A 14,894-nucleotide genomic window follows, 5' to 3' on the forward strand; every position below is an offset into this window, starting at 1 on the left:
AACATGCCATGCGCCGATAGGGTTTGCCGTGTCCGCTCAATAGGCGAACTGCAGCGTAGCGGCAAACACGCGACCGTTCTTGTAGAAGGCGGTCGGCGCGTTCTTGGTGCCGCTGTAGGAGTAGTAGGTGGAGTCCAGCAGGTTCTGGGCATTGGCCTGAACCGTCAGGTTTTCGGTGATCTTGTACCCGATCGAGGCGTCGAGCTGGTGATAGCCAGCGGTCTTGTCCACCGAGTTCAGACGGCCGATCCCGGTGAAGTAGTCGCTGCGCCAGTTCCAGCTGATGCGGGCCTGGAAACCGTCCTTTTCGAAGTACGGGATCACGTTGACCGTGTGCTTCGAAAGGTAGGGCAGGTTGACCACGTTGCCGTCGCTATCCACGCCGCTCTTGGCATCGGCATAGGTATAGTTGGTCAGGATGCCAAAGCCGCCCCAGATCGGCGTCTGGAAGCCGACCGACACGCCGTTGACCGTGGCGTTGGTGGCGTTGACCGGCAGCGTGACCTGGTATTCCACCGGCGTGGTGCCACCGAGCGGGGTAAGCATCTGCGACACGGTCTTGGTCACGATGTACGAGCTGATCTGGCGGCGGAAGTATTCCACCGACAGCAGCGAGCCGGGACGGAAATACCATTCGCCAGACAGTTCGTAGTTGGTCGACTGATAGGGATTGAGATCCGGGTTGCCGCCAGCCGCGGTGAAGTTGGTGTCATTGCGGCTGAACGCACCAGCCAGCTGGGCATAGCGCGGACGGGCGATCACTTCGGCCACGGCACCGCGCAGCTTGAAATTATCGCTGATATCCCACGACACGTTCAGGCTGGGCAGGAACTTGAGATAGTCCTTGTTGCTGACGATCGGGCTATAGCTCGCGCCGTTGTCGGTCGAGTTGAAGTAGTTCGACCGATCGCTGGTATAGACCATGCGATACCCGCCCGAACCGTGGATCGGGCCGCTGCCGAAGTCCAGCTGGACATAGGCATTGGCAACCTTTTCACGCACGCTGAACGTCGAGCCCTTGTCGATCCCGGTGTCGACATAGAGGCCGTTGTTGAGCGCATCGACCACGCCCTGTTCGGTCAGCGTGGCGAACTGGTTGGCGTTGCCATTGTCGTTGAGGCCGTTGAACAAGCCACCAGGCGTGAGGTGGGTGGTGAAGTCGGTAAGCGAGATCGGGTTGGTGTAGAACACCTTGGAGCCGGTCACGGTCAGCGCGTTCTGGTGCGTAGAGGCCTTGATGCCCATGCGCACGTCCTTGAAGAACGCGTCGCTCACCTCCCACTTGCCGTCCAGCTGGGCGTAGAACTCTTCGTCCTTCTGGCGCGAATGGGCGATGCCGCCGATCTGGTAGCCGTTGATGGTGGTGCCGTCGGGCAGCTTCTGCGACGAGGTGGAGAAGCGACCCCACTGGCTCGCGTCGGTCGGCGCGGTGTTGTAGTTCACGCTGGTCGACGTGCCGGTATAGTCGAAGGTGTAGCCACCGTTCGAATAGAGCGACATCAGGTATTCGGGGTTGGTGCCGCCGGTCGCCTTGCTCCAGCCGCCGTTGCCCGACAGGGTGAAGCGGTCGCTGACATGCCAGGTGCCCGCCAGGTTATAGCTGTCGTTGGTCACCTTGGTCTTGCGATAGTTCATGTCCAGCTCCGCCTGGGTGCTGGTGCCATTGGCCATCGTTGCCGAGCTGATCAGGCCGTTCGACAGCGTGACTGCCGAAATGTTGCCCGGGTTGTAGTTCGGATAGATGAATTCTGACTGCGAGAAGTTGTTGTAGGTGCCCTGGATGTGCATGCCCGTGGCGATCAGCTCGAAATCGCTGGTGGGTGCATATTGCACGGCAAACTGGCCGCCGATGCGCTGGCGCGTCTGCTTGAAATAGGCGTGGTTGATGCCGGCCGGATAACGGGCATTGGCCAGGTCCTGCGTCGTGCCGCCGTTGATGGCGAGCGCCGAGTTCTTCGGCACGTAGTTGCCGTTGCCGTCGGTCAGCAGGTCGCCGTTGGCGTCCTTTTGCAGGAAGTCCTTGCCGGTGGAGTAGCCGAAGTATTCGATCCCGGCGCGGGCCAGCGAATCCTTGTCATAGGTGCCGGCCACCATGATGCCAAAGGTTTCGTCCTTGTTCTTCCAGCTGTAAAGCAGCGAGCCGCGCGGGTTGGCGATCTTGGAGCGATCGTTGTAGTTCACGCCGATCGAACCGTTCAGCGAATTCGCCTTCATGTCGAGCGGCTTGCGCGTGCGCACCAGCACGGTGCCGCCCAGCGCGCCTTCATCGATCCACGGTTCGGGCGACTTGTAGACTTCCACGCGCGAAATCACTTCGGGCGCAAGCAGCGAATAGTTGAACGTGCGGCCGGTCACGTCGCCGGGGTTGCCACCCCAGTCGGCCGAGGCGATCGAGTGCCCGTCGATCAGGATGCGGTTGAGCGCCGGATCGGTGCCCTGGATCGACACGCGTTCGCCGATGCCGAACTGGTGGTCCACCGACACGCCCGGAATGTGCGAGAGCGATTCGGCCACGTTGCGATCGGGGAACTTGCCCACGCCTTCGGCGGTGATCACGTCCATCACGGCAATCGCGCTGCGCTTCACGTCGATCGCGTTCTTGAGCGAGGCGCGAATGCCGGACACGACAATCGCCTGGCCCGGATCGCTGCCCTGATCGGCGGAATCGGCGGCGGCGCTGTTGGGCGCTGTGGCCTGGGCATCCTGCGCGATGGCTGGCGACGACACGATCGTGGCAAAGGTGCTTGCCAGCAATGCTGCACGAAAGAATGACATGTTTTAACCCTCAATCCCGCCCGTATCCCGGGCACGAATGTGTTGAACCCTGAAACGGTGTTGCTTACCCCTCGCGGCTGTTTCCCGGATGTGGTCTGTAACCAATCTAAGTCCAACCGCCACGCAATATGTCACTTAAATGAAACCGGCTGTCCACCAAAACTTGGCCTGACACATCCGCCAACAGAATGAAACAATGTGAAAAAATATACGAAATCCGCCGTTTTCCGGTCTTTTTGCGGGTTGAGGGGTGCGGCATATTGGCCGCAGTCCCAAAAAAATTTACACGGGTTTGGTAGGGACCAAAACAAAGCCACATCGCGCAAAGGTGATTCGCTGGTGCGGTGGACCGCAAAAGGAGCAGGCCAATGAATGCCGATCAGCCCATGAAGAAGGCCGGCCGCGATGCTTGAAGTGTGCGTGGAAGACGGTGCCGGCATGGCTGCGGCGCTGGCCGGTGGCGCGGATCGGCTGGAACTGTGCGTGGCGCTGGACCTGGGTGGGCTGACGCCGCCATCGTCCCTGCTCGATCTTGCAGCGCGCCAGCCCTTGCCGGTCCATGCCCTGTCGCGCCCGCGCCCTGGTGATTTTGCCTACAACGCCCGTGATTGTGCGCTGGTGCAGGCCGATCTGGCCGAATTTGCCAAGGCTGGCCTTGCCGGTGCGGTGATCGGTTGCGGCGGGCGGCAGGGGCTGGATCGCGGGGCGCTGGCCGAATGGGTCGACCATGCCCGCGCGCTGGGCGAGGCACGCGGGCGGCCGCTGTCGCTTACGCTGCACCGCGTGTTCGATCTGCTCGACGATCCGTTCGCCGGCCTGGAAGTCGCGGTGGAACTGGGCTTTGACCGCATCCTGACTTCGGCCGGCGCGGTGCGCGCGGGTGATGGCGTGGCGCGCTTTGCCGCGCTGGTGAAAGCGGCCAGCGGGCGCATCACGATCATGGCCGGCGGCGGCCTGGAACCGGCCGCCGTGGCCGCCTTGCGCGCCGCCGGCGTGCACGAATTCCACGCCTCGTGCCGCAGCCCGGTGCCCAAGGCCTGCGTCGATGCGCGGTTGATCGACCTTGGCTTCCAGGCCGGGCGTGGGCGCCAGACCGATGTGTCGCGCGTGGCCGCCTTCGTTGCCGCCACAAGCTGAAATGGTATTGAAAAGGAATTAAATTTTCTAAAGCTCCAGGTCCACCGGCCCGGCAATTCCTGACACGCTCCCGTCCCGCGCCGCCACGATCACCACCAGTTCGCGCGGGCCGGCACCAGCGGGCAGCGCCAGGGTGAGGGGGGCGGGCGCCGGGCTGGTCTTGCGGCCCAGCGGCGCGCCGTCCAGCCACACTTCGGCCGTGCCCGCCAGGCTGGCAAAACGCAGGCTGCCGCCGCGCGCCGCCAACGCTCGCCACGGGGTGAGCGTGGCGCGATAGAGATGCCATTGTTCGCTGCTGCCGGCCGTCGTGGTGGCCGCTTCGCTGCTGCCCACGCTGTCCCAAGAATTGTTGTCGCCCGCCGCGGGGGCCAGGCGCGGGTCGGGCCGCGCGGGCAGGGCGGGGGAGCGCAGCCAGCGATCCAGGCGTTGCCGTGGCGCTTCAGCCACCACCGTTGGTGCGGCGCTTCTGCCCTCGCGGCCTACCACCAGCCGGGCCGGGGCCAAGCCGGGCGCGCGCGCTTCCAGCACGAGTGGGGCAAGGCCCGCGTCCCCCTGCACGATCGCCTGGGCCAGACCGTTGAACAGGCTGCGCACGGCGCCTTTCTCGCTTTCGTGGCTATTGGGATCGCCATTGCCCAGCCCGATGATCGCCCCACCTTGCACCGCCAGGTGCACCATGTCCTGCGCCACCGGCACATGGCGGCCATGCGCATCGATGGCATCGATGGTAATGGCCATGGCATCATCGCTCTCGCTGCCCAGCGCAGTATGCGTTGGGGTCAGCCGCAGCGCCTTGGCCGGGCCAGCGGTCTCGTGCACCATGCGCGCCACTACCTTGCCGCTGTCGATCGCCAGGGCTTCCAGCCGGCCGGGGGCATAGGGGATGTGCAGCGTGTGGCCCATGATGCGATCGGCCTGGGCAATGCGGGCGACGGTGCGCCCGTTCAGCCGCACTTCCAGCGCCGGCGCATTGGTGATCGCCAGCATCTCGATCGGCTGGCCTTCGCGGCCGGGCCAGGTCCAGTGCGGATCGATCCACACCATCGGCGCGCTGTCCAGCCATTGCGCCTGGCGGATGCCGAACGCGGTCTTGGGAAAGCCGCACAGGTCCATGATGCCGAAAAAGCTGCTCACGCTGGGCCAGGCATAGGGCGTGGGCTCGCCATGGTAATCCAGCCCGGTCCAGACAAAGCCGCCGGCCACGAAGGGCCGCGCCGTGATTGCCTGCCACGATTGGCGGTGGGTGGCGCCCCAGCCAGCGGCTTCCTTGTCCAGCGCGGTGATCACGTGGGCCTGCGGATCGCTGGCAAAGGCACCGCGCGTGCCATAGGCGCTGGTGTCCTCGCTGCTCAGCATCGGCTGGTCGGGATGCAGCGCGTGATAGCGATCGTAATCGCCCTGGTAATAGTTGAAGCCCATGAGGTCGACCGCCTGGCCGACGTTTTCGGGATTGAAGAAGCCGCCACTCATCGCCGCGGTCACCGGGCGGTCCGGGTCGAGCCGGCGCACGGCGGCGCGCAGGCGGCGCACCATTTCCTTGCCGGCATGGGTGCCCTGCATCGGTTCTTCGTTGAACACCGACCAGGCGAACACGCATGGATGGTTGCGGTCGCGCCGCACCAGCCATTCCAGCTGCGCCAGGTAATCGGGCGCGGGGTTGAACAGGCGGTTTTCGGCCATGACCAGAAAACCCAGCCGGTCGCACCAGTCCATCACATCGGGCGCGCAGGCGCCATGCGTCATGCGAATGGCGTTGCAGCCCAGCTGCTTGAGGCGCTGCAACCGCCACAGCACCAAGGCATCGGGCACGGCCACGCCCACCCCGGCGTGGTCCTGGTGCAGGCAGACGCCCTTGATCTTGGTGGTCACGCCATTGAGCAGCAGGCCGCGCGCCGGATCGAACACCACCGCACGAAAACCGATCGCCACGCGGCGGCGGTCGATCACCACGCCATCGCGTTCCACTTCCACCACCAGGTCGTGCAGCACCGGATCATCGGGCGACCAGAGCGCCACCGCGCCATCAGGCCGCAGCGTGATCTGCGCCTTGCCCTGGTCCAGTCCAGCCACTTGCGCCGTGGCACTGCCCTGGCACAGCAGGCGTCCATCGCCATCGCGCACACTGACGCGCACCACGGCACTGGCCGGTGCGTCGGCGATATTGCCCAGCGTCACGCTGACCGGCACCGTCCAAGTGCCATCGGCCTGGCGCACCGGATGGCCATGCACGCCCTGTTCGGCAATGTGCAGCGGCGGGCGGGTTACCAGCCAGGCATGGCGATAGATCCCCGCGCCTTCATACCACCAGCCCTCGCGCACGGTGGCATCGGCGCGCACGGCGATCCAGTTGAGGTCGTCGCCATAGCGGGCAAACGGGGTCAGATCGATCGTCACCCCGGTATAGCCCGACCAGGAGTGCGCCACCTCGCTGCCGTTGACCCACACCGTGGCGTGGCTGGCAATGCCGTCAAAGCGCAGCTCGATCTTCTGCCCTTCCAGCGCCGGGTCGAGCCGGATCAGGCGGCGATACCAGCCGATCCCGCGCGGGCGATAGCCTTGCGAGACATTGGCAGCGGGATCGAAGCCCTGCGCGCTGGCCCAATCGTGCGGCAGCGTAACCGCCTGCCAGTCTGACGCATCGAAATCGAGCGCTGCCGGCCCGCCGGCATTGCCCGCCTTGACCGACAGATAAGTGGCATTGTGATCGGCGGGCACGGGAAAGGGGATGTCGCCCTCGTGAAACAGCCATCCCTGGTCGAGTGACTGGCGCCCCGGCTCTGTTGCCGGAAGGCGCGGCGCGGCGCCGGGCAGGGGGGCTGGCATGCGCAAGCCGCCAGGCATCATGTCCGTCGGGGCGATCAGCAGTGCCGCGCCGCTGTTTGCGCTGGGCAGGGCCATCGCGCTGCCGCCCCAGCCCAGCCGCATGGCCATGGCCATGGCCCAGCCCGCTGCGCCTTTCAGCAGGGCGCGGCGCGATGCCAGCGTGGCGGCGCGCGGCAAGGCATTGTCGGCTGGCGGCATGGCGGTATCCTGGCTTGCGGCGTAACGTCCGAAAGGATTTACATTGGTAATGTCGTTCGGGCAACGCTTGCGCGCCGGTTGGAGCGTAGTCGTATAAGCTCCGGCTTGGCGCCTGACGATTTTTTGTTGCGGCGGGCACAATACCTGTTGTCGCATTGGATATATTTTGGTTACCTCTCTGCCCAAGGGTAGAGACAAGCAGGCGCGAGGGAATCAGGCATGATGGTGGCAGGATCGAACGGGCGGGGATCGCGCGCCCGCGCTGGAATGACGGCGCTGGCTCTGGGCCTGGCGCTGGCAGTTTCGCCCGTTGCCCTCGCCGCGCCCAGCCACGGTCCCGCCGCCCTGCCGCTGGTGCCTTGGCCCGCCCAGGTGGTGCCGGGCAAGGGCGCGCTCGTACTCGCCAATGGCGCCACGCTGGCCGTGCCGCCGGGCGATACTGCGGCCAAGGCGGCCGCCACTCTGCTCGCCGCGCGTCTTTCTGCGCAGCATGGCCTGTCGCTGCGCGTGGTCGAAGGGGACAAGGGCACAGTGCGCTTCGTGCGTGGCGGCAAGGCGGGTGACGAGGCCTATGCCCTGGCCGTCTCGGCCAGCGGAGCGGTGATTACCGCCTCGGGCGATCATGGCCTGCTCTATGGCGCGATGAGCCTGGAACAACTCGCCGGCGTGCCGGGCAAGGGCGGCGCTGCGGTGCGCGTGCCGGCTCTGGCCGTGACCGATGCACCGCGCTTTGCCTGGCGCGGGCTGATGATCGACACGGCGCGCCATTTCCAGCCGATCGCATCCATCCGCGCGGTGATCGACGGCATGGTGGCGGTCAAGCTCAACGTGCTGCACCTGCATTTGACCGACGACCAGGGCTGGCGCTTTGAAGTGAAGAAGTATCCGCGCCTGACGCAAGTGGGCGCCTGGCGCACCCAGCCTGATACCGGGCAGGGGCCCGATGCCGACAAGGGTGCGCGCAGTGGCGGGTTCTATACCCAGGCGGAACTGCGCGATCTGGTGGCCTATGCCGCCGCGCGCGGCATCACCGTGGTGCCCGAAATCGACTTGCCCGGCCATGCCCAGGCGTTGGTCGCGGCCTATCCCGAACTTGGCGTTCTGGGTGGCACGCCGCCGGTCTCGGGAGACTGGGGCGTCAATCCCTATCTGTTCAACCCCGGCCCGCAGGGCATGGCCTTCGTCAAGGACGTGCTCGATGAACTGATGGCGGTGTTTCCGTCCACGTTCATCCACCTCGGTGGTGACGAGGCGGTGAAGGACCAGTGGGAGCGCGCGCCGCAGGTGCAGGCGCAGATGCGTGACTTGGGCATCAAGACCGAGAATGGTCTGCAAAGCTGGATGATCGATCAGCTCGGCAGCTATCTCGCGCAGCATGGCCGCCGCCTGATCGGCTGGGACGAGATCCTCGAAGGCGGCCTGCCGCCTTCGGCCTCGGTGATGAGCTGGCGGGGCGAGGCCGGCGCGGTCGATGCGGCCAATGCCGGGCACGATGTCGTGCTCAGCCCGGCGCCCAATCTCTATCTCGACAATCTCCAGTCCGATCGCGGTGACGCGCCTCCGGGCCGCATCGCGATCCAGACGCTGGAGGCGGTCTATCGCTATGATCCCATGCCCAAGGGGATTGATGCGCAAAAGGCGGCCCATGTGCTGGGCGCGCAGGCCAATGCCTGGTCGGAATACATCGTCACGCCCTGGCAGATGCAGCACAAGATCTTCCCTCGCATCGGCGCGCTGGCGGAAAGCGTGTGGAGCAATCCGGCCCAGGCCAAGGATTATCCCGGCTTCCTCGCCCGGCTCGATCCGCAGATGCGCCGCTGGCGCCAGGCCGGGCTGGAAGTGGCCGACAGCGCCCTGGCGGTGGATTTCAAGATCGCCGGCACGCGCAGTGCCGCGCTCGATGCCAAGCGCCTGACCGTGGCGCTGGCCACCCAGGCGCCCTATGGCACGATCCGTTACACGCTGGATGGCAAGGCGCCCACGGCCCGCGCGCGCGCCTATGCCGCGCCGCTGGCCGTGGCGCCGGGCACGGTGATCATGGCGGCCGATTTTGCCGCCGATGGCGCCGCGCTGTCTGCCCCGCGCGGGTTCGATGTCACGCGCGATACGCTGCTGACCACGGCCAACGGTGCGCTGTCGGCCTGCCCGCGCGGCGCGCTGGGCCTGCGCGTCCCGCTGAATGCCGATGCCACGGGCAATGCGCCGGCGTTCAACGTCAACATTTTTGACGCCTGCGTGGCCGATGACCATGCGCCGCTGGTCCATGCCAAGGCGATCACCGTCAAGGTGGCGCGCCTGCCGCGCAACTATGGCCTGGCGCACGATCAGCACGCGGTGATCGCGCGCTATGCCACCAGTCCGTTTGGCGAACTGGTGGTGTCGGCCGGCTGCCGCGCCGCGGAAAAGGCGGCAAACGATCAGCAGAAGGAACACGATCCCATGCCCGGCGCGCGGGTGCTGGCCACCTGGCCGCTGCCCGATCCGGCCAAGGCGCCGCAGCAGTTTGCGCTCGACGCCAATCTGCCGCAGCTGGGCCTGGCGGATGAAAGCGACGTCTGCTTCCAGTTCACCGCTTCGCCGGCCGGGCCGTTCTACACGGTGGAGCAGGTGCAGTGGCATGAAACCCCGCGCGGGGCCGCCAAGTGAGGCGGCTGGTCACGCTGGCTGCCCTGGCGCTGGCCGGGGTGGCGCAGGCCGCGCTGGCCGCGCCGGAAAGCCAGTCGCTCGACGCTGGCTGGCAGGCGCGCATCGCCCCTGACGACGGTGCGGCAAAAGCCCATCCCCGCGAGGCGCGCTGGTTTGGCGTGCCCGTGCCCGGCACCGTGCAACAGGCCCTGGTTGAACAGCACCGCGTGCCCGATCCCTTCATCGGCACCAACGAAGGCGCGATCCAGTGGGCAGGCCTGGCCGGTTGGGACATGCGCCGCACGCTGAATGTAACGCCAGCGATGCTGGCGCACGGCCATCTCGATCTGGTGTTCGACGGGATCGACACCTTCGCCACGGTCAGCGTCAACGGGCATGACGTGCTCACGGCCGACAATGCCCATCGCACTTGGCGCGTGCCAGTGCGCGCGCTGCTCCATGCCGGCGCCAATGAAATCCTGGTGCGCTTTGCCTCGCCCATTCGCGCATTGCAGCCGATGGTACTCAAGCAGGCGCATCCGCTGCCGGCCGAGTACGATTCTGCCTTTGGCGACGAGCCCAAGGGCGTGCAGACCTCTGCCTATATCCGCAAGCCCAAGTACCAGTATGGCTGGGACTGGGGCCCGCGCATCGTCAACATCGGGCTGTGGCACGGCGTGCGGCTGGAAGGCTGGGACGGCGCGCGGATCGGCGCGATGGACGTGCAGCAGGATGCCATGGGCAGCGCACAGGCGCGGCTGACCGCGCGCCTGGCGGTAGAGGCCGATGCCACCGCGCCGCTTACCGTCGAGCTGGCGGTGACCGCGCCCGATGGCACGGCGCTGCCGCCGGTCACGCGCAGCGTGTCGGTCGATGCCGGCAGCAACACGATCACCGTTCCACTGACCATCGCCGCGCCGCAGCGCTGGTGGCCCGTTGGCATGGGCGCACAGCCGCTCTACCAGGTATCGGCGCACATCATCGATGGGGCGGGGCAGGGTCAGGCCGCGCAGCGCACGGTGGGCCTGCGCACGGTTGAACTGATCCGTGGCAATGGCGCGTTCGGCTTCAAGATCAACGGCGTGCCGGTCTTTGCCAAGGGCGCCAACCTGATCCCGTTCGACAGCTTCCCCTCGCGCGTGACCGCCGCGACGATGGAACACATGCTGGCCGATGCCAAGGCGGCCAACATGAACATGATCCGGGTGTGGGGCGGCGGCACCTATCTCGACGATGCGTTCTATGCCGCGGCCGATCGCATGGGCCTGATGATCTGGCAGGATTTCATGTTCGGCGGCGCCGTGCCGCCACCCGATCCGGCCTATCGCGCCAGCGTTGCTGCCGAGGCGGACGATCAACTGGCCCGGCTGGGCAGCCATCCTTCCATCGTGGTGTGGACCGGCGGCAACGAAGTGCTGTCGGGCTGGGCCAACTGGTCTGACCGCAAGGAGTTCAAGAAGGCGGTCGGCCCCGACGAGCAGGAGCGCATTGCCACGGCGATGACCGTGCTGTTCGACCGCGTGCTGCGCGATGCCGTGGCCGCGCACAGCCCGCAAACGCCCTATTGGCCGGGTTCGCCCTCGACCGATTATGAAGGCCCGGTCGATACCGATGCCGCCGGTGATCGCCATTTCTGGGATGTCTGGTCCGGCTCCAAGCCGGTGGAGAACTACCTCGACAGCTGCCCGCGCTTCATGTCGGAATACGGCTTCCAGGCGATGCCGGTCATGGCCACGATCGCCGGTTTTGCCGGGTCGAACGTGTCAGACCCGCAAAGCGCGGTGATGAAGGCGCACCAGAAGTTCCTGGCGGGCGAAGGCAACAGCCGCCTGCAATTCTATCTCGATGCGCGGCTGCGCGCGCCACAGGGCAGCGGCCCGGCGCGACTGGCGGATTTCGATTATCTCACCCAGGTCAACCAGATGCAGGCGATCGATATGGCCGCGCGCCACCATCGCGCCTGCGCCCCGGTCACCATGGGGTCGCTCTATTGGCAGTTGAACGATGTCTGGCCGGCGATTTCGTGGTCGAGCATCGATTATGCCGGGCGGTGGAAGCTGCTGCACTATGCCGCGCGGCGGTTCTTTGCGCCGCAGACCGTGGTGGCCGAGCACAAGGGCGCGGCGACGCGCGTGGCACTGGTCTCTGACGCGCAAACACCGCTCGCGGCGCATTGGCGCCTGACCGGCCGCGCCATGGACGGCACCACGTTGGGCACCGCGCAAGGCGATGTGCAACTGGCCGCCAATGGCGTGACCCAAGCGGCAGAGGTGCCCGATGCCACGGTCTTTGGCAGCGCGGCGCCCGGCGCGGCTTATGCCGTGGCCGAACTGCTGGTCGCAGGCCAGCCGGTCGCGCGCCAGATCGTGGAGCGCGCCGTGCCCAAGGCCATGGCCTACCCCGATCCCGGCCTGTCAGTCGCCTGGCACGGGCGCCAGGTGACGGTTTCCGCGCGCAACCTGGCGCGCGCCGTCATGCTCGATTTCGGCACGCTGGATGCAGCGGCCGATGACAATGGCTTTGACCTGCTGCCCGGGGAAAGCCGCACTCTTACCATCGCCGGCCCTGCGCCGGTGGCCGCCCTGCGCCGCGCGCTGGTGCTGCGTACCCTGGCCGGGAGCCACTGATGCGTTCGTTGCCCGTTTCCTCTGCCCTGGCGTCGGTCATGGCGCTGGCTCTCGCCGCGCCGCTGGCCCATGCCGATCCGGTTGAGCAGCAAGTGGCCGCCGCGCTCAAGGGCGTGAGCCTGGAACGCAAGGCGGCGCAGTTGCAAAGCACGGCGCCAGCCGATCCGGGCCTGGGCCTGCCGGCTTATGACTGGTGGAACGAAGGGCTGCATGGCCTGGCGCGCAATGGCGTGGCCACGGTGTTTCCCCAGGCGATTGGCCTCGCCGCCACCTGGGACCCGGCGCTGATGGAGCGGGTGGGCACGGTGGTTTCGACCGAGGCGCGGGCGCGGTTCAATGCGCAGCCGGCCAGCGCCGATCGCCGCATCTACCAGGGCCTCACCATCTGGTCGCCCAATATCAACATCTTCCGCGATCCGCGCTGGGGCCGGGGCCAGGAGACCTATGGCGAAGACCCGCTGCTGACCGGCAGCCTGGCGGTGGGCTTCATCCACGGTTTGCAAGGGCCAGACCTCGCGCATCCGCGCGTGATTGCCACGGCCAAGCACCTGGCAGTCCATTCCGGGCCTGAAGCCGGGCGCGACAGTTTCGATGTCGATCCTTCCCCTCAAGACCTGGAATGGACCTATCTGCCGCAATTCCGCATGGCCGTAACCCAGGGTCATGCGTTGTCGCTGATGTGTGCCTACAATTCCCTTGCCGGCATGCCGGCCTGCGCCAACGATGCGCTGCTCAATCAGCGCGTGCGCAAGGACTGGGGCTTTACCGGTTTCATCGTGTCGGATTGCGATGCCATCGGCAATATCTGGCAGTTCCACCACCATGCCTATGACGCGGCAGAGGCATCGGCAGCAGCGATCCGGGGCGGCACCGATTTCAACTGCGGCACGGCCTATTCCGCCTTGCCCGACGCAGTGCGGCGCGGCCTGGTGAGCGAGGCCGAGGTCGACCGCGCGCTGGTGCGTTCGCTCAGCGCGCGCGCACGGCTGGGCATTGCTTTCAACCAGCCCGATCCCTGGCGCGCGATCAAGCCCGATCAGGTCGATACGGCCGATCACCGCGCCCTGGCCCTGGAAGCGGCGCGCAAGGCCATGGTCCTGGTGCAGAACAACGGCGGCGTCCTGCCGCTGAAACCGGGGGTGAAGCTGGCGGTGATCGGCGCCAATGCCGATGACCTGGGCTTGCTCGAGGCCAATTACCACGGCACCGCCGCCGCGCCCGTGACCCCGCTCGAAGGGCTGCGCGCGCGCTTTGGCGCCGATCACGTGGTCTATGCGCAAGGCTCGGTCCTGGCCGAAGGCGCGCCGGTGGTCCTGCCCGAAACCGCGCTTGCTGCCGATGGCAAGCCGGGGCTGGCGGCCGAATACCGCGATGCGATGGGCAAGCTGGTGCTGGCCCGCCAGGATCGCCGCATCGATTTCAACCTCACCCGCGCCGCGCCGGCCGGCCTCGATCCGGCGCGGTTCAGCGCGCGCTGGCAAGGCATGCTGGTGCCGCCGGGGCCGGGTGCCTGGCGCCTGGCGATCGATGCGCCGCAATGCTGGAAGGATTGCCACCGCCACGATGACGTGGCGCTGTGGGTGGGCGGCAAGCAACTGCACGCCGGCCCGCTGGGCAAGGCGCGCGTGGAATTTGCGCTGACCAGCGATGGCACGCCGCAGCCGATCCGGCTGGAGCTGGAACACTATGGCGACGATGAAGGCCTGCGCCTGATGTGGGTGCCGCCTGCCGGCGCGGAAGAGGCCAAGGCCGTGGCCGTGGCCAAGGATGCTGACGTGATCGTGGCGGTGCTGGGCCTGTCCCCCGATCTTGAGGGAGAGGCGCTGCAGGTGCAGGTGCCCGGCTTTGTCGGCGGTGACCGGTCAGAGATCGAACTGCCCGAGCCGCAGGCGAGGTTGCTGGCAAACTTGCGCGCCACGGGCAAGCCGGTGGTCGCCGTATTGGCCACCGGCAGCGCCATCGCCATGGATGAAACCCTGGCCGATGCCGTGCTGGTGGCGTGGTATCCGGGGCAAGCCGGCGGCACGGCGCTCGCCGATATCCTGTCGGGCGCCAGCAATCCTTCGGGGCGGCTGCCGGTCACGTTCTATCGCCACACCACCGATCTGCCCGCCTTCGTCGACTATGGCATGAAAGAGCGGACCTATCGCTTTTTCTCCGGCACGCCGCTGTGGGGCTTTGGCCATGGCCTGTCCTATACCCGCTTTGCCTATGCCAACCCGGCCGTGAAGGCGGCCGATACGAAGAGCCCGGTCACCCTCTCGGTGCGCCTTGCCAACCAGGGCAACCGCGCGGGCGAAGACGTGGTGCAGGCCTATGTCGTGCCGCCGATCCCTGCGCACGAGGCCGTGCTGACCGAGCCCGTGCTGCAACATCAGCTGGCCGGTTTCGCCCGTGTTAACCTGGCACCGGGCAAGATGCAGACGGTGACGCTGACGCTCGATCCGCGCAGCCTGTCGGTGGTTGATCGCCGGGGCACCCGCCGGGTTCTTCCCGGCGCGTACAAGGCGTGGATCGGCGATGGCCAGCCGGGAGACGGGCCGGGCACCTGGGTGGAATTCACCCTGGCCGGCCAAGCGCAGGAGATGCCGAAGTGACCAAAGCCACCAACCCCCATGCCGCAGCGCTGGATCGCCGCTCGCTGGTCAAGGGTGCGGCGGCGCTGGCCACGGCCGGCTTCGTGGCCAGCCAGCCGGCGCGGGGCGCCGT

Annotated in this window: 6 protein-coding genes; 4 read left to right on the plus strand and 2 right to left on the minus strand. The window is 66.9% G+C overall.

The genetic code is table 11. The features are described 5' to 3' along the window. Positions 1-36 precede the first annotated feature (36 nt). Positions 37-2,775, minus strand: a complete 2,739-nt coding sequence (locus ABIC78_RS15865; RefSeq protein WP_354490723.1) for a TonB-dependent receptor — start codon at positions 2,773-2,775, stop codon at positions 37-39. A 405-nt stretch (positions 2,776-3,180) separates the two neighbouring features. Here ABIC78_RS15865 and ABIC78_RS15870 point away from each other — a divergent pair, with 405 nt between their 5' ends. Next, complete coding sequence (locus ABIC78_RS15870) at positions 3,181-3,912, plus strand: copper homeostasis protein CutC (RefSeq protein WP_062787233.1); 732 nt, start codon at positions 3,181-3,183, stop codon at positions 3,910-3,912. A 27-nt stretch (positions 3,913-3,939) separates the two neighbouring features. On the opposite strand, the gene galA is transcribed toward ABIC78_RS15870, so the two are convergent. Continuing rightward, complete coding sequence (gene galA / locus ABIC78_RS15875) at positions 3,940-6,933, minus strand: beta-galactosidase GalA (protein WP_354490725.1); 2,994 nt, start codon at positions 6,931-6,933, stop codon at positions 3,940-3,942. A 219-nt stretch (positions 6,934-7,152) separates the two neighbouring features. Between galA and ABIC78_RS15880 the strand changes: the two genes are divergently transcribed. From ABIC78_RS15880 to ABIC78_RS15890, 3 genes are read left to right on the plus strand one after another with little or no spacing between them, the layout of a single operon-like run. Further along, on the plus strand, positions 7,153-9,579 hold the full coding sequence (locus ABIC78_RS15880) for a beta-N-acetylhexosaminidase (RefSeq protein ID WP_354490727.1): 2,427 nt from the start codon (positions 7,153-7,155) through the stop codon (positions 9,577-9,579). Further along, complete coding sequence (locus tag ABIC78_RS15885; protein WP_354490729.1) at positions 9,576-12,185, plus strand: beta-mannosidase; 2,610 nt, start codon at positions 9,576-9,578, stop codon at positions 12,183-12,185. Before ABIC78_RS15880 ends, ABIC78_RS15885 begins: the two co-directional genes overlap by 4 nt. Further along, positions 12,185-14,782 (plus strand): glycoside hydrolase family 3 C-terminal domain-containing protein, encoded by a 2,598-nt coding sequence (locus ABIC78_RS15890; RefSeq protein WP_354490731.1) that lies wholly within the window; start codon positions 12,185-12,187, stop codon positions 14,780-14,782. Before ABIC78_RS15885 ends, ABIC78_RS15890 begins: the two co-directional genes overlap by 1 nt. Positions 14,783-14,894: the final 112 nt, after the last annotated feature.

Source organism: Novosphingobium sp. 1529, assembly GCF_040544855.1.
Lineage (GTDB): Bacteria > Pseudomonadota > Alphaproteobacteria > Sphingomonadales > Sphingomonadaceae > Novosphingobium > Novosphingobium capsulatum.